Source organism: Paenibacillus sp. PastF-3 (assembly GCF_029893135.1).
GTDB lineage: Bacteria > Bacillota > Bacilli > Paenibacillales > Paenibacillaceae > Paenibacillus_AQ > Paenibacillus_AQ nitricinens.
In genome coordinates this window covers 337,246-354,673 of record NZ_JARXWM010000006.1, presented here as the reverse complement: position 1 = coordinate 354,673, position 17,428 = coordinate 337,246, and the positions used below count along the sequence as shown (strand labels likewise).

Genomic DNA, 17,428 nt, shown 5'->3' with positions numbered 1-17,428 from the left:
ACGTAAGGGAATATAAGGAATATCGGATATTAGTTGACTTTACATGTCGATTTCACGTATGATGGAGTGGTGGTCTAAATCGTAAGATTTACGAATTTTCCTACGTTTATTAGGTTATACTTATAGATAAACCTACAGATCATTTGGTTAATTTACCATAAAGGCTCCACTAATTTGTTCAGAAGGAGGACGATCAGAATGAGAGAAGGCATACATCCAAAGTTCAACAAGGTTATTTTCATGGATGCAAGCGTAGGCTTCAAATTCTTGAGTGCATCTACAAAATCATCCAATGAAACAATGGAATGGGAAGATGGTAACACTTATCCTGTTATCCGCGTGGACGCAAGTTCCGCATCCCACCCATTTTACACTGGTAAACAAAGAGATACAGAACAAGGCGGCCGTGTTGACAAGTTCAAACAACGTCTTGCACAAAAGAAATAAGCATTCATACGGTTTAAAAAGGGACAACCCATTTAGAAGCGATCGCTTCAGGGATGTCCCTTTTTTGTGTTCAGGCATGTTAGAATGAAATGGCATTGATAAATTTCGATAGTGGCAGGGGAGCGATCAGTAGTGGAAAATGAAATAAAAGTAGATACCGTCCTGAAGAGCGAGGACGTTCTGGAGTTTAACCTATGGTTTAGCTTAAATAGCCGAATTATACTTAACTCTTTCAGTGTGGTTGCTTATTTTGTGATTTTACTGTTAATTACTAAGGATTACAGTACTACAAGTATTTCAATCCTTGCTGGGACTGCTGTGATTCTTGCCGCTGTTTTATGGTATATGACCAAATCAAGCTTGACCAAAAAATCTAAAAAAGCCTTCGCTACAGACAGCCTGGCTCAGCAGCCTCAGAGTTATTCCATATCAGATGAGGGCATAAAATACGTATCCGAGGCAGGTTCCGGGCAAGTGAAATGGGAAGAGATACATAAAATAGGTGAAACAATGAACTTGTTCGTTTTTTTTGTGTCTTCCAATAGAGCACTGATTATCCCTAAACGTTACTTTCAGTCGGTACAAGATAAAACAGCGTTTAAGGACTTAGCCAGAAAATATATGTTCTCCCATCGAGTGAAGTTCAAATCGTAAGGTGTACAGATGTACTGGTATTTGTTGATTCATTTGTAGGATTGATTAGGATATAATGATAGGAGCGACTTGAAAAATAGGAGAAATATGGCATGCCGTGGATTCAAGGATATCCGTATTACTTATTAATGGGTAGTGTTCTAAGCTTTTACATGGGCATCAGCTCCTATCGACATCGAAAGTCGGCAGGAAGACGCTATTTATGGATCTTAATGCTGCTGGTCAGCCTCATATTTATTGCAACAGCGGGAGAGATTTTGTCATCCTCTTTTCAGGCTAAGCTGTGGTGGAAGAATATGCAGCAGGCTCCGCTTTTTTTAAGTGCGTTATTTACTTATGCTGTCGTTAAAGAATATGTGTCTCCTTCCGCGGAGCGTCTGCCAGTAAAGCTTGCTATTTTCTCGATTCCAATTGCTTTGGACGTACTGCTTATTTTTACGGATACTTATCATCATCTAATGCGTAGTGAAGTGGGCATGGCCACTGTTGCGGGAGTTAGTGGAATTACTGTAAAGCCTACGCTTCTTAGCATGGCTTTTATTGCTTATGATCAGCTATTTGGTCTATATGCGGTCTGCTTGCTAGCTGTTTCCTTAATGAATAGACCGAGAGCTTTTTTACGACGTGCTTTCTTACTGTTTGCTGGGCTGCTTGTTCCGGTCATCTCTGTTTTTTTACTTCCCTTGTTGAAGATTACGCTTACAGGCTTTACGGCCTTCACTTATCTACCCGCAATTATAGCGGCTTATTTGTGTTTATTCATTGACTCCAAATCTACGATCTATCCTTTAACTAAAATCAAAATCCTGGAGCATATGAAAGACGGCGTAGTTTTGACAGACCGGAATGATAGAATCATTGGTATAAATGAGGCTGCAACCTCCATTTTATTTGAGATTACCGGGATACCGAATGAGACCTGGATGGGGAAAAATATTGATCTTTTTATGAGGCTTCACAAGGACATTGGTGCTCATTATAGTCAAAGGACAGAAGGACAGTTTGAGATTGTATGTACTGGAATAAGAGAGGTTTGTTATGGGGTTTCCTTGATAGCGACTGAACTTCACGCAACAGAGAACAAGGGGATGCTAATTGTTTTTAGTGATCATAGTGAAAAGAAGCGGTATGAACGTGAATTGGTCTATCAAGCAACGATAGATGATTTGACGGGACTTTATAATCGCAGGCATTTTATGCAAATGGTGCAAAATCAAACGATTCCGGACGGACTAGGACTGGCACTGTTGTTATTTGATATCGATGACTTTAAGTTAATTAATGATACCTATGGTCATTTAGCAGGAGATCAGGCATTAGTTGATTTCTCGAATAAAATACTTCAGGTGTACCAAAACAAGGGCATTGCCGGAAGAGTCGGGGGCGAGGAGTTTGCTGTATGCTTTTTTGCTGAGGATAAACGTGCAGCCTTGATGGAAGCAGAGGGTTTTCGCACTACGATGAGTGATTATAAAATAATTTTGAATGAACACGATAGCATTCAGCTTACCGCTAGCATCGGAATTTCTTTTACAATGCGTAGAGAGGTGACTTTCGAGGATTTGTATCGGGAAGCGGATGAAGCGTTATATCGTTCCAAGAAATCGGGCAAGAATAGAGTAACGCTGGGTCGTGAGCCCATTTTAAGAGAAGCGGTGAAGGGATAAAGAGGTGTTCTAATGAATCTGACAATTGATGAAGTGATGAGTAAGCTTGAAGAGATGGGTACAGAGCAGACGAAACGCACCTTCGTACGACATGGTGCTGAGGAGCCTTTATTCGGAGTGAAGGTAGGCGATCTGAAGAAGCTGGTTAAGATCGTGAAGAAAGACCAGAGTCTGGTTAAGGCTTTGTACCAGACGGGGAATTATGATGCAATGTATCTGGCAGGAATTACGGTTGATCCTAAGCATCTTACGAAGGAAGAGCTTCAGAACTGGGTGTCAGCGGCTTACTGTTATGCTTTGGCGGAATATACGGTAGCGTCTGTCGCTGCAGAGAGCCCTTACGCTCTAGAACTTGCAAGAGAATGGATTTCTTCATCAGATGAAATGGTGGCCGCCTGTGGCTGGAGTACTTATGGGAATTACATTTCAGTTACGCCGGATGATCTGCTAGATATTGCTGAGATTAGAGAGCTGCTACAACAAATACAATCTACCATTCATCAGGAACAGAATCGAGTTCGTTACACTATGAATATGTTTGTAATTATTGCCGGCAGCAGCGTAACCGAACTGCATGATGAGGCAACGCAGATTGCTGCAAGCATTGGAAAGGTCCAGGTACAAATGGGACAAACCGCATGTAAAGTACCGCTGGCTGTAGATTATATTGCTAAGGTTGAACAGGCTGGAAAGCTTGGTGTGAAGAAGAAGACTTGTATTTGTTAATATAGCTAGTGTAGTATCGCCTTCAAGTAGTCACTCCATTTCCCCTCATATTCTATTGAGGAGCGAGTGAACTTGGAGGCTTTTTATGGCAAATAAAAAGTGTTTCAACGGTATCCAAAAGTGTTTAATTTACAAGCAGTAAAAATTCACATAGATGTCTCGATAGGGTATTGGAGCAGGAGAAAGAGCTATTAATACAAGGATTTAGGCAAAGAGCTAGTTAGATGACAGGACGGAGGCACTTTGTGAAAAAGCACCGATTTACTTTGCAGTATAAAATACTATCCGTTACAGTGTTGATTGTGATCTGTCTATTAGGATTTGTTATGATCATGCATGATAGAATTAATACGCTACAGCGGGAAACCAGCTTTATTTCCCATCAGGACCGAGAGATAGCTAGTTTGGCTAACAAGATCGAGAAGAACATTCTTGATATGGAAACTGGACAACGAGGTTATATTATCACCGGCGATGACAAATATCTGGAGCCCTATGATTTGGGAAAAGCACAATGGAAGGCGAGCTATGATAAGCTCTCTTTGCTGAATGCTAATGATTCCTTGCAACTCCAGCGTCTGGTGGACATCGAAAATAGTATCCAGCATTGGATCAAGCAATCCGGGGATTATGTAATAGAATTGAAAAAAGAGGGACAGGAAGCGGAAATCTTACGATATTTCAATTCGGATGATGGCAAGGATCAAATGGACCAGATTCGTAGTCAGTTCAGTACTTACCGTGAGACGATGAATGAGAACACTAATACTCTGATAGCTGAACAGGCAGATCGAAACAAATTGCTGCTAGAGTTCCTTTATATTGCTTGGGCGATTATTGCTATTACCTCCGTGGTCGCTTCGTGGATCATTTCACGTGCTATCGTTAGTACGATTCGCAAGGTTACCCATACGATTGCTGGCTTAGATTCCTCTGTTGATATGAAGACAAGAGTGGAGATTACCACGAATGATGAAATCAGGGATCTCAGCGTCGCTACGAATCATCTGATAGATATGCAACAAGAGCGGATATGGATTCAGGATCATGCTAACGATTTATTGTCAAGGTATCAGGGCATCACACTTGTCTCACAACTGGGGGACATTTTTTTAAGTAAAACGGCAGAAGTTATTGATTATCCATACAGTGCCTTATATATACGGACACAAGAACATGATCAAGACTTGTTAAATAGAACCTCCACGTTTGGTGGAAGCAGCAACATTACAGATCATCGGACATTTCAAATCGGAGAAGGTTTGGTTGGTCAATGCGCTAAAGAGGCGCGCTTGATGCATATACAGGATCTTCCGGAGAATTATATCAATATTCAGTCTGGGCTGGGCGTTTCTGCGCCGAAATCTCTTTTATTATTTCCGGTTTCTTTTTCAGATGAAGTAGTTGCTGTGGTGGAAATTGCGACCTTCTCTCCTCTTACGGAGCGGCAGATTGAATTTTTGGATTCTATTTCAGATGCATTCGGCGCTGCAATCAACAGTACGATCAGCAGTATGAGGATTGATCAGCTTCTGGAACAATCCCAGCGCTTAAATGAAGAACTTCAGGTGTATACCGAAGAATTACAAACCCAATCTGAGGAGCTGCAAATCCAGACAGAGTCGCTACATGCAACGAATAGAAAGTTGGAGGAGAAGAACCTCTTAGCCGAGCGAAAGTCATTTGAGGCTGAACAAGCTCAAATCGAGCTTGCTCAATCTGCGGAGTTATTGCGGCAAAGCTCTCAATATAAATCGGAGTTCTTGGCCAATATGTCTCATGAACTCCGAACCCCGCTTAACGGCATATTGTTACTCTCCGAATTTCTCATGGAGAATCAGTCGGGAGCTTTAAGCGAGGAGGATATTGAATTTTCACAAGCTATACATTCTTCTGGACAAGATCTGCTGAGGCTGATTAACGATATTTTGGATTTGTCCAAGGTTGAGGCAGGGAAGCTGAATATTGAAATTGAAGCAATAAATCTAACGGAGATCCCGGAGGCAATGCTTCAGAGCTTCAACCGGCTTTCTCGAAAAAAAGAGATTCCTTTCCATATACAAATCGGGGAGGGCTTGCCTACACTATTTTATTCGGATGCTCAAAGGGTACGGCAAATTATTATAAATCTGCTGTCCAATGCGTTTAAGTTTACAGCTAAAGGCTCAGTAATTCTTGAAATACGCTTAGCGACTAAAGACGAGTTAGTGAAATTAGGCAATTTGGAAACAGGGTTATTTATTGCTTTCGCCATCAAAGATACTGGAATTGGGATCCCCTATGCGAAGCAGTCTATTATTTTCGAAGCTTTTCAACAGGCGGATGGAAATACAGAACGTCAATATGGTGGAACTGGGCTTGGGTTATCCATATCCAGAGAACTGGCAATACTGCTCGGCGGTAGAATTACAGTGGAGAGTCAGGTAGGAATGGGTAGTGTCTTTACGGTGTATTTGCCATTGAAGCTTCAGGATAATCCTAGTCTTGAAGAAACCACTGAGAAAGTAGTAGATCTTAGTCATGAGGAAGAAGGTTCGGTTGCTCTTGCCGCTGCAACCAGTGAGAATATTAGTAGCGATTTCACCTCGCTAAATCATAAGCATGTTCTAATTGTGGATGATGATGAGCGGAATCTGTTCGCGCTGTCTAACATGTTAAGGAAGCGTGGACTGCAAGTGACTACAGCTGCGGATGGAGAGAGAGGCATACATGCGCTGGAGCAATCTGTATCCATAGACATCGTTCTTATGGATATCATGATGCCGGTAATGAACGGCTATGAGGCTATCAATCGAATCAGAGAAATACCAACAAAGAAGGAAATTCCAATTATTGCGCTGACTGCGAAAGCGCTGAAGGAAGATAAGGCGAAAATCTTACAAGCGGGAGCAACAGATTATCTCAGCAAGCCCATTAACTTAGACCGTTTATTAGCTTTAATGCAATTGCTCTTAACTAGTGATTCATAGAGTGATAGATTCTAGAAAAATCAAACAAGCGCGCGCCAATACTTCATTGGCGCGCGCTTGTTTAGTTTATGACAAATGTCCATTAATAACGTTATTCTTCTTATTGTTGAACGGAATCTACTACGACTTTAGCAGCTGTACCGATTGGTGGCAGGCTCTTAGTCAGCATAGGGCTGTAGAATCCTACAACCTTTGCACCTTTTACAAGTTCGCTGCTGTTTACAGCTTTGCCATCGGTATTGATTAGCGCGGTATCTTTGCTAATGCGAAGTAGTACTTCTTGTTGTGACTGTTCGTTCAGGCCACTGCCTTTAACGGTGATGCTGATGTTTCCTTCATCGTCTTTTTGAACTTCTTCAATGGTACCTGCAGTACCCAAAAGATCATTCTGTTTCTGCTCATCTAAAACAGTGATCTTGTAAGTTGGAGTTTGAGGTGGCAGGCTCATGGTCATGATCATGGAATGCTCTGCTTTTACGGTCATACCGATATGAAGATCTTTCAGCGCAAGCTTTGTACCGTCTGCCATTTCGATAGTCGTATCCTCACCTACATTCAGTACGATGCCATCTGTGCCTACACCCTGGATCTGAACGGATTGGTATTTGCCCTCATTATTGACAGCTGTAATCACGCCAGTCTTGGTCATATGCTCTTCCTGATTAGCAGCAGTGATCACGATGGAATCTCCCTTCACTGTCATGTTATGGTGGATAATTTCACTTACAAAGGAAGCCGGAACATATAAAATGGAGTCAACCAATTGTGGTGCAGTTCCAAGCGTAGTATTCATTTTATTAATGCTATAGCGATCTTCTCCGGCTTTCACTGTAGTGAACACAGCACCATTGATAAGATCAACGGATTTAGTTTGTCCATTCCAAGTTAGTTCAAAGCCCAGTGCTTCAGTAACCGAACGAAGTGGCACCATAGGCTCTTTGCCATTTGTAGTTTGGAAGCCTGTTTCTTTCAGGGCGGAACCGTTGATTTCGATCGCAAATGTTTTTTGGTTAGCGCTAACCGTAGTTTGAGCAGCATTATTTTTTGCAGAAGTTGTGGTAGGTGCAGCATAGGCTGCTCCAGTTGAAAGTGCTAGGGACAAAGTTAAAAGAACTGTGCTTGTTTTTAAAATGTTGTTCATAGTTGTAAGCTCCTTTTTTAAAAAACTTTTGTTAGTCTTGTTATTATTCAGACGGGACATCCCTCCAATATGTTGCAGCTTTTTTATAATTGGCTCGTGATATTCATTTACCCAAATCCTAAAAAAAGAATAAGAGACCCTTCCAATTGTAGTAATATGTAATTATTAACAATCGCTCACATTAGGAGGCGCTATGGAGTCATTCAAAGATCGACTTAGATTCATGAAGGTCCAGCAGGACGGGCTTATTAAGGAATATGAAGCTCTGATTGCGGAATATGAAAGTCACGATCTGGTCAACGAGAATGAACACTTGAAGAAGGAATATGAGAAACATAAGCTTGCTCTAGTAGATTTAAAGACTCAGGTAGGGAAGCTTCAAGAAGAGAATGTAGAGCTAAAAGTTACGCTAACGGAACAAATCTTAAATGAGAAACTTGGTATTCTTAGCTTGTCGAGACAGAAGCTGCAGACTTATTTTTCCTCTAAAAGCCTTACCCATACGGACCGGCTGACGGCTTTTGAGATGGAGACGAAGCGTCATATTCAGCAGCTGTATCAAACAGCCGCGAGGCAGCTGGGTGAGGATAAAGCGGATTTATCCAGCCAGATTGGAGCGTTGTCGGCGGAGTTAAATGAGCGTGTACTAGCGCAGCGACAAAGACTGAGGGAATCCGAGATTGCTCTGAACTCCAGAATGGATAACGGATTACATGATTTTGCCTCAGAAGAGATCAGTGAAGAAGTATTGGAACGCCGAAGAAAACAAAATCAGATCGAAATGAAAATTGGACTAGGTTGGATTAACAAGCTTGGGATTCTGCTGTTGATTTTGGCCGTGGGAGCGGCATTCAGATACTCCTATTCCAACTGGTTCACCGGTTATATGAAGGGAGGCGCCTTTTTTCTACTGGGATTACTGATGTTAGGAGGCGGGGAGTGGCTATATCGCAAAGGAAAAGGGACGTTCGCTTTAGGGTTACTTGGCGGCGGGATTTCAGTACTATACGGCTCCATTTTCTATAGCTATTTTTTACTGGACATTATCAGTATTTATGTAGGGCTGTCCTTATCCGTGCTCGTCACTTTGACTGCGGTGCTCCTGTCTTTAAGGTATGAGTCGCGAAGTATTTGTGCTTTGGGCTTAATCGGGGGGTACCTGCCACTGTATTCTTATCTTGGGGCTTTCGGTCTTTCGGGCAACGCGGTTTATGTGGCAATGGGCTACTTGTTTCTTCTGAATTTATTCATTCTCCTAATCTCCTTCCGCAAACGCTGGAACGTGGTCAATTACATCAGCTACTTATTTAATACACCCTCTATGCTGATATTAATAGCGTTATCGGATAGCAACGGCATGAATATGATTTATGCGGTGCTGACTTTTGCGATGTATTTGGGCATTACGTTATGGTACCCGTTCAAGTATCGCTCCAAGTTGTCTTGGTGGGATTTCTCTCTATTAGGTTGCAACACGTTTATTAGCTGCCTCACCTTGTATCTTCTATTTCTGGATGCAGGGCTGAAGGATTACAAGGGTGCGTTAGCGCTGGTCTTCTGTCTGCTGTATCTGGGCCTTGGAAGAGGAATTGAGAAGCTTATGCCACAGGAAAAAGAAAGCATGCTGCTGTTCTACGCTACTTCGCTGACCTTCGGTATTCTGATGATTCCGTTCCAATTCGGAGCAGCTTGGTGGTCCATAGGCTGGTTGATTGAAGGCGTCGTGCTTACCCTGTTTGGTAATCTAAATCGGTTTAAGGGGATGGAAAGAGCGGGCTGGGGGATTTTGACATTGTGCCTTGTGGTGTTCTTCGGTTTAAATGTACCGATGCAGCTCAGTATAGCCAATGAATGGCTGAATACCACAGACGCCTATTTTCCGCTAAAATATATTTTCATTACTGCAGGCATGCTGATTATCGCCGTATGGTACGCCGTTCAGCATAATCGAAAGGATGTCCTACAGCGCAGTGAGCCTTACGAAATCACCTTAGCCCTGTGGTTTAAATACGCAGCATTATTGAATTTTTGGATCTATGGTTTATATGAATCGAGAAGACTGTATCGTCTCGCTGTACCGGAGGATTTCTCGCATAGAACCTTCTATAATTTGCTGCTGTCCGCTCTGTTAACTATTATTCTGGCCTATGTATTGCCAAAGGTGAAGGTGCTTTATGACACGATTGTTAAGTATTTTGTGAGACTTCTCTTTGGGATCGGATATGCTATTTGTTTGGTGATTACAGTAGGCTTGCCAAGCCTGCAGAATGATCTTTCACGTAATACCAGGGCTGATTATATCGCACTGGGTATACTCATTATCTTCAATATTTTCGTGTGGTTTAGCGGACGTGATCTGCTGATCACCTTGCTTAAACGTGAGTATAAAAGTATGGAAATTTATCCTGTCTTCATGGGGGTATATCTGCTCGGAATCATCACCGCTTTTCTGGGGGTACAGCTGCAATTAAGTGATGCGGGATTAATATTTAGTCTTGTGTATCTGTTGATAGCAGTTCTGTTCATCATGTACGGCTTCCGCAAAAGATATGTGTATATCCGGCGCTTCGGCCTTGGATTAACGCTTCTGGCGACAGGTAAGCTGCTGCTATACGATCTGGGACTACTGAATACCGGAAGTAAGATTATCGCCTATGCCAGCTTTGGGATTTGCCTGCTCGGGATCTCCTATCTCTATCAAAAGGTATCAAACAAAATGGAGGAGGGGCAGGCAGCGACGGAGAATGTGACTAAGGGGTAGAGGTTAGAACTCATAGTTGAATTAAAAAGTCCCCGTCCCCGGCTGCTTACTCTCCGGTTACGGGGACTTCGTATGATCACAACGCCGTTTGTTTATACTTGATTAGATTACGCCTTCAGCCAACATAGCATCGGCTACTTTTTTAAATCCAGCGATGTTTGCTCCTGCAACGAGGTTGCCGGACTGTCCATACTGCTCGGATGCATCTACAGACTGTTGATAAATGGAAACCATGATCTCATGCAGCTTCGTATCAACATCTTCAAAGCTCCAGGACATACGCATGCTGTTTTGTGCCATTTCAAGTGCAGATACAGCTACGCCGCCAGCATTAGCTGCTTTGGCAGGTGCGAATAGCACGCCAGCTTGTTGGAACTGGTGAATAGCTTCAAGGGTGGATGGCATGTTGGCGCCTTCGCCTACTGCTTTAACACCATTTTCAATCAGTTTCAATGCCATGGCTTCATCAATCTCATTCTGAGTAGCACTCGGAAGGGCGATATCACAAGGAATAGTCCAAATTTGCGTGGAATCTTCGGTATACACAGCGTTAGGGTGTTCATTCACATATTCACTAATCCGTTTTCTTTCGACTTCTTTCAGGCGGCGGACAGTTTCGAGGTTAATGCCGTTTTCGTCATAGATATATCCAGCGGAGTCACTACAAGCTACGACTGTTGCACCTAGCTGTACAGCTTTTTCAATCGCATAGATCGCTACGTTACCAGAACCGGAAACAACAACGCGACTTCCTTCAAAGGAAAGGCCTTTTGCTTTTAGCATCTCGTTTACGAAATAAACTGTACCGTAACCAGTAGCTTCTGTCCGAGCCTGACTTCCGCCGTAACCAATACCTTTACCAGTCAATACGCCAGCCGGATATCCTCCGCGGATCCGCTTGTATTGTCCGTACATGTAGCCAATCTCACGACCACCTACACCGATATCTCCTGCAGGAACGTCTTGGTCAGGACCGATGTAATTTTGCAATTCAGTCATGAAGCTTTGTGCAAAACGCATGATTTCGCCTTCGGATTTTCCTTTAGGATCAAAGTCGGATCCACCTTTACCTCCGCCGATGTGTTGGCCGGTAAGAGCGTTTTTGAAGATTTGCTCGAAGCCGAGGAATTTGATAATACTAGCATTAACGGATGGGTGAAAACGAAGTCCACCTTTGTAAGGTCCAATGGCACTGCTGAACTGTACACGATATCCACGGTTAACTCTGACCTTGCCTTGATCATCTGTCCAAGGAACACGGAACATAATCAAACGTTCTGGTTCAACCAATCTTTCCAGAATGGCATTTTCCTGATACTTAGGTTCAGCAGCCAGGATTGGAAGCAAAGATTCAAGGATTTCCTTTACAGCCTGATGGAATTCGGGCTCGAAAGGATTACGCGCAACAACCTGTGCGTATACGTCTTCAATATAACGATGTGCCTTGTTGCTGTTTGTGTCTAATTGCTGGGTAGATACAGAGCTCATGAATTCAACCGCCTTTTCTAGTATTCAATTTGGTCCAACACTTTTTTTATATTTTGGCACAAGTCAATGTTCCTCACAACTGTTTTTATTAAATAACTTACTTGAAGTGGAATGTTGTAGAGCCTGTGGTAGCAAGAAAAGTGTGAACAAACCGTGGTATACTTCGCGTAATGACGCGTTAAAGCGCGAAATATGCTACAATGAATGTGTAATCATTGTAGGGAGATGAAATTTAAAAAATGAGTGACAAATTAAACGAGCAGGAATTAGTAACCGTATTATCTGCCAAAACCAAATTAGATCCTAAACTAATTCGTTTAGTGTTGAAGCATGAACAGACCTTTATCAATAACGCCAAGGCCAATGCCAAAGGCGAGGTAGACATCGACAATGATGATCTAGTTGACTATGTTGTTGCCCAGCGTGATGTGAAGCTGGATGAAATCACAGTGGAGACGATTCTTGATGCGGAGATGGATTACTTAATGGATAAAGGGTTGGCAGGATACATCGATTAACCCTTGCACATTTCCGGCTCTAAAGCCTTTAATATAAGAGGATATAGAGCCGGAATTAAAAAAGTAGGCATTTACATTGCATTCAATGATTTAGTGTGGTACAATGAAGTTAATCATAAATTTAACCCTTAATTCACATATTGTAAAAGGTTATCATTTGTGCGTATGAGTCCTTTTCCAATGTGTGAATTTTTATTTGTTCGTACACTACGTAGGAATAAAAGGACATGTGTTAAATAAAATATTGGAGGTAATATCATGCAAACAGGTACAGTTAAATGGTTTAATGCAGACAAAGGATTTGGTTTTATCGAGGTTGAAGGTGGAAGCGACGTATTCGTACACTTCTCCGCAATCACAGGCGACGGATTTAAATCTTTGGACGAAGGCCAACGCGTTGAGTTCAACGTAACTCAAGGCGCTCGTGGACCACAAGCCGAAAACGTTGTAAAACTGTAATTCGAAAATTAGGCTGCCCTTAACTCAAGTTGAGGGCAGCTTTTTTATTTTCATCTTATGAATCTGCCCCTAATAGGGTGGCGAAATCGTCTCGATTCGATCCAAGGAGGGGTACTTATGTATTTTCGTAAAAAAGCACTGGAGGATCTTCCGCAGGAAGACACAGCCATTTGGTCTTGTACCAAGGAAGGTTGCACCGGTTGGATGCGCGATAATTTTGCATTTCAGTATGTACCTACCTGCTGGCAATGTAACTCTCCCATGACGAGAAGTATGAAGATACTGCCAATGCTTGTGAACACGAATTCAGATATGAAGGCTATGAAGAAAGGCATCACGATTAAGTAACAGCCTTTACTAAAACCATGCTAGAGATGGTTAAATAGAAGCAGCTAACATACTCAAACAGCTGGACCCTTGATGGTGGGCAGCTGTTTTTTTGTTAGAGTATTTTATTTCTGTTCGAGCAATTTTTCCCACTCGGTTAAGATGGTGTTCTCTGAAAGATGTTTCAAATGTTCAGGAACCTCTACATGGCACATTAATTCCAGGCTGTTTCCGTCCGGGTCATTGAAGTACACAGAAGCATTTCCTTGATAAGCTCGAATAAAAGGCTCAACAGAAGTTCGATTACGGAACGGAACAGCGTCTACCCCAATAGATTCCAGCCATTGCAGTGATTGCTTCAGATCGTCATAAGTTACGCGGAAGGCAATATGCCTTAAAGATGGGTGGTATGGCGTTTCTACTTCCTTTCCTTCCCAAATGCCGATCCAACTCCGGCCTTTCTCAATCCAGAAGAATGCAGTTTCCTCATCCCGCCAGGCCATTTTTAATCCCAATCGCTCATAAAATTCGATAGATACCTCAAGATTACTTACTGGTAAATGTGCTTCGTATAGTCCTTTTATCATATTCTCGACTCCTCGTGCAGGCTTAGCCTGAATTTTATCAATAACTACCAGGTTCTTCCGTGTATCAGTTCCCATTCTTTCCAGGGTACCATTCCTAGCTCAGGTCTGGGCGGATCAGGCAGTACAGCTAGGAACTCTAAGGAATGACCGTCTGGATCACTGAAATACACGGATACGGCTGGCATCCAGCCAAATACATACAATTGTCCCTTATCATCATCGAGGAAGTTGGAGGCTTCAATCCCCTTTGCCTTAAGGTAGGATACTGACTGCTTCAAATCCTCAAGCGTTACTTGGAAGGCAAAGTGCTGACGCACAACCTCGGAAGGCGTCTTCTCCCAAATCCCCAGCATGGCCTGATTACGTTCTTCTCCAATCCAGTAAAATCGCCGTTTGCGGCCTTCAGTATTCTCCGAATGGGCTAAGGGTAGTCCCAGAACATGTTCATAGAAATGAGCAGATTGTTCTAGATTAGTCACGTTCAGATGGGTTTCAAACAGTCCTTTGATCATAGGGCGGCACCTGCCGGGCTACTGATTTTGCGAGCTAAATTTAGGAATGATTCTAAGACTAGGCGAATGCGATCTTCAATTTCTTGACCACCCTCGTACCCGTCGTATTCAACCTCGAACCGCTTGCGCTGCATCCCGCCGATGGAGATCCAGTCTGGCGTATTAATCCCATGCAGGTTGCGTACAACCGCCTGCAATTGAAGTAATGAGCTTACACCTACAGCTCCACCTGCAGAGCTAGCGGACAATACCACTTTGCCGTTGAAGTGCGTCTGGCCTAGATGGTCGAGAGCGTTTTTCATCACGCCGCTCATGGAGCCGTGGTATTCCGGGGTAATCAGGATGATTGCGTTCGCAGTTAGTATCTCTTGCTGGAGGGCGCTTAGATGCTCATGCTCCGAGTAAGACTCATCTGGTGAATAAAAGGGCAGTGGGCGTTTATAGAGATTAAACAGGGTAACTTGTTCGCCTTGCTGATTAATAAAATGTGCGGCATGCTCTGCCAGCTTCGTGCTGGTCGCTTCTTTTCGATTGCTGCCTGTCAGGATCATGACTTTCATCGGTATCCACTCCTATGTGAGGTCAATTGCTATAAACCAATGATAATTGAATCGACCTCTGTTAACATCAGCACAAGGAATGAACCTGCATAGCAAAGACGCTCAGCCATTGTGCTGAGCGTCTAAGTCTAAAGTTGTAGATGAGCTGTGGCGCTATGAGTTGTAGCCGTTTTTCAATGCAAAAATGGCAGCTTGAGTCCGATCCGATAAGTTCAACTTTCCAAGTACATGACTGACATGAGTCTTAACAGTCTTCTCGGTGATGACCAGCTTGCTGGCAATCTCTTTGTTGCTCATACCTAATGCAATGAGGTCTAACACCTCCTGCTCTCGCGGGGTAAGAAGCTCAGATCCGGTGGTTATAGCTGATGTTGTACTGGAACCGTTCAGATCCGGATTGCTAACATCCAGTTGTTCTGGTGTAGAAGCTGCCATTAGATTCATCAGTTGACTGGCAGCTTCGGAATGCAGCTCAACTTGACCACTGTGTACCTTGCGGATGGCGACAACCAGCGCTTCTGGTTCTATGTCTTTTAGCAAATATCCTTTGATCCCTACACGGATAGCAGGGAGTACATGATCTTGATCTGAAAAGGAGGTCAACACAATGATTTTGACCTGTGGATGGGAGATCCGCAGCTGCTTAGCTGTCTCGATGCCGTTCATAACGGGCATGTGCAAATCCATTAATATGATATCCGGCTGGAGCTCAGCCGTTCTCTCTAATGCCTCGAGGCCGTTCGACGCTTCTCCGATAACCTTAATGTCCGGTTGTGTCGAGAGAAACACTTGGAGTCCTCGACGAACCATTGCATGATCGTCAACCAGTAATAAACCTATTGTCATTTGTGATCACCCGACTTCATGTGGATTGGAGGGGAAAGGGATGGTTACCTCAACCGTTGTGCCTTGATGCTCCACGCTGTGGATATGAATATGGCCGTAGAGTGCCTCAGCTCTTTCCTTCATAATATGTAGGCCGAGAGATTCATTGGTGTCAGTGTTACTGCGCCGTTTGGCACCGCCCTTACCCTGATCGGAAATGCTCAGTATCACCTCGGTAGCGTTCAAATGTAGAGATACTTCAGCTTTAGAAGCTCCGGAGTGCTTACGTACATTATTAAGTGCTTCTTGACCAATGCGCAGGAGTCCTTCTTCCACATTGCGGGGAAGTTCAAGTACACCGCTGCGTTGACTCTGTATCAACAGCCCTAGTTGCTGACCATGAGCCTGCAGCGCGGTCAATAACCCGGCTTCCAGTCCTGCAGGGCGAAGCTGCATGATTAAAGCGCGCATTTCTTTGAGTGCAGATTGAGAGAGCTCTTGAATATCGCGGACAGCCTCAGCAGCCGGATGGGAGGTGTGCTCTTGCTTTAGTATCCTTTCTACACCTTTAGCCGTCATCGAGAGGGAGAACAGAATCTGGTTCACCGAGTCGTGAAGGTCACGGGCCAGTCGATTCCGCTCGTCCAGACGCGCGATTTCGCGGCGCTTCTCTCCGAGCTGTACACTTTCCAGTGTAGCTGAAATGTGCTCGGCAATCGCTTCGAGTACTTCTCCATCTGCGGTAGCGGAGGCGAGTGCTTTAGGCGAGGTGATAAGTAGAATGGCTGAGCCATGTGCTGTAATCTGCCGAAAGGGGGCGGCAAGCATTACAACTCGCTCTGTAACAGGCTGTTCGGAACAGCATGAGTTCGTAATTTCCTGTTCTTCGTCAGAGGTTAATGCCTCGAAGCGCTGTCCTTTCGCAATATTCCTTAGACGATTCTTAAAGGAGTCCGAGAGCTCAAAAGGAGCTAATTCAGGTGTTATATTAGCTGCATGAGCGGCTGCGTGTACTTCGAATTTGCCCTCATGCTGTCCAATAATCGCTGCAAAAGGCCAATCGAAATATTGGGCAATCAGTGCGGTGGTTTTCTCCGCCAAAATGCTTGGGGAGGTACATTCACTAGCCGTTAGATTCAAAGCGGCGCTGAATTCACCTAATTTGGCGTACAGATTGGCACGGCGCTGCTCGGTGCTATATAACTGCATGCGTTCAATGGCACTGCCGATTTGCAAGGCCACGGATTGCAGTAGAGCCAGCTCGCTGTCGGGGTAATGTGCTTTGCCCGGTGCAGCTACATTCATAAGTCCTAAGTAGCGATTGCCTGAATGCAGCGGGATAGTGGCGTGGTGGGTGATCCCTAATGTATCGCCCCAGTTATTTTGCCTGGCATTACTGAGCCGCTTGCAGTTTAGAATGTTAACAGCCTGCTCTAGCCGTCCGTCCCATAGGCGATCTAAGCACCAGCAGCTTCCACACTGCATCGGCTGTTTATTGTCCCGTTGCAGAGCTGGCGGTAAACCCCGATCTGCGGCGAATTCATACTCCATATTCTCTTCACTCAGGAAGATCCAGCCTGCCGTATTTCCTGTCAGATCTAACAGCTTGCCCATAACTGTATCGAGCATCGGTTTGAGCTCATTGGAACTGTTTAAGGTCTCCGCAATCGTCTTGAGCGTCAATAACTCGTGGATTCCGGTTTCTTCCGGCATGAGGTTCTCCCCCTTTAAATTAATTAGGTTCTATCTATTGTAACGTAGAATGCTTCGTTCATTCTAAAATTTAT

The 17,428-nt window shown here is 43.8% G+C and carries 16 protein-coding genes; 9 read left to right on the top strand and 7 right to left on the bottom strand.

Annotation, left to right across the window (positions count from 1 at the left end; translation table 11 throughout):
* The first annotated feature begins 198 nt into the window (after positions 1 to 198).
* From M2444_RS14985 to M2444_RS14965, 5 genes are all read left to right on the top strand, one after another.
* Entirely contained in the window at positions 199 to 447 is a 249-nt protein-coding gene (locus M2444_RS14985) for a type B 50S ribosomal protein L31 (protein ID WP_094868372.1), read from the top strand.
* 132 nt (positions 448 to 579) lie between these two features.
* Positions 580 to 1,101 (top strand): YcxB family protein, encoded by a 522-nt coding sequence (locus M2444_RS14980; RefSeq protein WP_094868371.1) that lies wholly within the window; start codon positions 580 to 582, stop codon positions 1,099 to 1,101.
* Positions 1,102 to 1,193: 92 nt separating this feature from the next.
* A complete protein-coding gene (locus M2444_RS14975) occupies positions 1,194 to 2,768 on the top strand; it encodes a sensor domain-containing diguanylate cyclase (RefSeq protein ID WP_280787350.1) in 1,575 nt (524 codons plus the stop codon).
* Positions 2,769 to 2,786: 18 nt separating this feature from the next.
* Entirely contained in the window at positions 2,787 to 3,494 is a 708-nt protein-coding gene (locus M2444_RS14970) for a DNA alkylation repair protein (protein ID WP_094875420.1), read from the top strand.
* A gap of 245 nt (positions 3,495 to 3,739) precedes the next feature.
* Complete coding sequence (locus tag M2444_RS14965; RefSeq protein WP_280787349.1) at positions 3,740 to 6,463, top strand: CHASE3 domain-containing protein; 2,724 nt, start codon at positions 3,740 to 3,742, stop codon at positions 6,461 to 6,463.
* Between the two features lie 100 nt (positions 6,464 to 6,563).
* Here M2444_RS14965 and M2444_RS14960 read toward each other — a convergent pair whose 3' ends face one another.
* On the bottom strand, positions 6,564 to 7,604 hold the full coding sequence (locus M2444_RS14960; protein ID WP_280787348.1) for a copper amine oxidase N-terminal domain-containing protein: 1,041 nt from the start codon (positions 7,602 to 7,604) through the stop codon (positions 6,564 to 6,566).
* A gap of 193 nt (positions 7,605 to 7,797) precedes the next feature.
* Between M2444_RS14960 and M2444_RS14955 the strand changes: the two genes are divergently transcribed.
* Entirely contained in the window at positions 7,798 to 10,365 is a 2,568-nt protein-coding gene (locus M2444_RS14955; RefSeq protein ID WP_280787347.1) for a DUF2339 domain-containing protein, read from the top strand.
* A gap of 102 nt (positions 10,366 to 10,467) precedes the next feature.
* On the opposite strand, the gene gdhA is transcribed toward M2444_RS14955, so the two are convergent.
* Positions 10,468 to 11,853: an NADP-specific glutamate dehydrogenase gene (gene gdhA / locus M2444_RS14950; protein WP_094868366.1), complete on the bottom strand. Its 1,386-nt coding sequence runs from the start codon at positions 11,851 to 11,853 to the stop codon at positions 10,468 to 10,470.
* Between the two features lie 239 nt (positions 11,854 to 12,092).
* Here gdhA and M2444_RS14945 point away from each other — a divergent pair, with 239 nt between their 5' ends.
* The 3 genes from M2444_RS14945 to M2444_RS14935 all read left to right on the top strand — a co-directional run bounded on the left by M2444_RS14945 (position 12,093) and on the right by M2444_RS14935 (position 13,178).
* Entirely contained in the window at positions 12,093 to 12,371 is a 279-nt protein-coding gene (locus M2444_RS14945) for a hypothetical protein (protein ID WP_094868365.1), read from the top strand.
* Positions 12,372 to 12,629: 258 nt separating this feature from the next.
* A complete protein-coding gene (locus M2444_RS14940; protein ID WP_019914790.1) occupies positions 12,630 to 12,830 on the top strand; it encodes a cold-shock protein in 201 nt (66 codons plus the stop codon).
* Positions 12,831 to 12,947: 117 nt separating this feature from the next.
* Positions 12,948 to 13,178, top strand: a complete 231-nt coding sequence (locus tag M2444_RS14935; RefSeq protein WP_042131520.1) for a cold-shock protein — start codon at positions 12,948 to 12,950, stop codon at positions 13,176 to 13,178.
* 104 nt (positions 13,179 to 13,282) lie between these two features.
* On the opposite strand, the gene M2444_RS14930 is transcribed toward M2444_RS14935, so the two are convergent.
* The 5 genes from M2444_RS14930 to M2444_RS14910 form a co-directional block, all read right to left on the bottom strand.
* Positions 13,283 to 13,744 carry a VOC family protein gene (locus M2444_RS14930; RefSeq protein ID WP_094878628.1) on the bottom strand — a complete coding sequence of 154 codons (462 nt, stop codon included), beginning with the start codon at positions 13,742 to 13,744 and terminating at the stop codon, positions 13,283 to 13,285.
* Between the two features lie 44 nt (positions 13,745 to 13,788).
* The gene (locus tag M2444_RS14925; RefSeq protein ID WP_280787346.1) at positions 13,789 to 14,256 is read right to left on the bottom strand and encodes a VOC family protein; all 468 of its coding nucleotides are present in this window, start codon (positions 14,254 to 14,256) and stop codon (positions 13,789 to 13,791) included.
* On the bottom strand, positions 14,253 to 14,816 hold the full coding sequence (locus M2444_RS14920; RefSeq protein ID WP_280787345.1) for an NADPH-dependent FMN reductase: 564 nt from the start codon (positions 14,814 to 14,816) through the stop codon (positions 14,253 to 14,255). The genes M2444_RS14925 and M2444_RS14920 overlap by 4 nt, the downstream gene beginning before the upstream one ends.
* 153 nt (positions 14,817 to 14,969) lie before the next feature.
* Positions 14,970 to 15,662 (bottom strand): response regulator, encoded by a 693-nt coding sequence (locus tag M2444_RS14915; protein ID WP_280787344.1) that lies wholly within the window; start codon positions 15,660 to 15,662, stop codon positions 14,970 to 14,972.
* A gap of 6 nt (positions 15,663 to 15,668) precedes the next feature.
* Entirely contained in the window at positions 15,669 to 17,354 is a 1,686-nt protein-coding gene (locus M2444_RS14910) for a GAF domain-containing sensor histidine kinase (protein ID WP_280787343.1), read from the bottom strand.
* Positions 17,355 to 17,428: the final 74 nt, after the last annotated feature.

What these genes read in the sequence shown, in the direction of transcription:
- M2444_RS14985 (WP_094868372.1), top strand. Translation starts at nt 199, where the DNA reads ATGAGAGAAGGCATACATCCAAAGTTCAACAAGGTTATTTTCATGGAT.
- M2444_RS14975 (WP_280787350.1), top strand. Translation starts at nt 1,194, where the DNA reads ATGCCGTGGATTCAAGGATATCCGTATTACTTATTAATGGGTAGTGTT.
- M2444_RS14960 (WP_280787348.1), bottom strand. Translation starts at nt 7,604, where the DNA reads ATGAACAACATTTTAAAAACAAGCACAGTTCTTTTAACTTTGTCCCTA.
- M2444_RS14955 (WP_280787347.1), top strand. Translation starts at nt 7,798, where the DNA reads ATGGAGTCATTCAAAGATCGACTTAGATTCATGAAGGTCCAGCAGGAC.
- gdhA (WP_094868366.1), bottom strand. Translation starts at nt 11,853, where the DNA reads ATGAGCTCTGTATCTACCCAGCAATTAGACACAAACAGCAACAAGGCA.
- M2444_RS14945 (WP_094868365.1), top strand. Translation starts at nt 12,093, where the DNA reads ATGAGTGACAAATTAAACGAGCAGGAATTAGTAACCGTATTATCTGCC.
- M2444_RS14940 (WP_019914790.1), top strand. Translation starts at nt 12,630, where the DNA reads ATGCAAACAGGTACAGTTAAATGGTTTAATGCAGACAAAGGATTTGGT.
- M2444_RS14935 (WP_042131520.1), top strand. Translation starts at nt 12,948, where the DNA reads ATGTATTTTCGTAAAAAAGCACTGGAGGATCTTCCGCAGGAAGACACA.
- M2444_RS14930 (WP_094878628.1), bottom strand. Translation starts at nt 13,744, where the DNA reads ATGATAAAAGGACTATACGAAGCACATTTACCAGTAAGTAATCTTGAG.
- M2444_RS14925 (WP_280787346.1), bottom strand. Translation starts at nt 14,256, where the DNA reads ATGATCAAAGGACTGTTTGAAACCCATCTGAACGTGACTAATCTAGAA.
- M2444_RS14920 (WP_280787345.1), bottom strand. Translation starts at nt 14,816, where the DNA reads ATGAAAGTCATGATCCTGACAGGCAGCAATCGAAAAGAAGCGACCAGC.
- M2444_RS14915 (WP_280787344.1), bottom strand. Translation starts at nt 15,662, where the DNA reads ATGACAATAGGTTTATTACTGGTTGACGATCATGCAATGGTTCGTCGA.
- M2444_RS14910 (WP_280787343.1), bottom strand. Translation starts at nt 17,354, where the DNA reads ATGCCGGAAGAAACCGGAATCCACGAGTTATTGACGCTCAAGACGATT.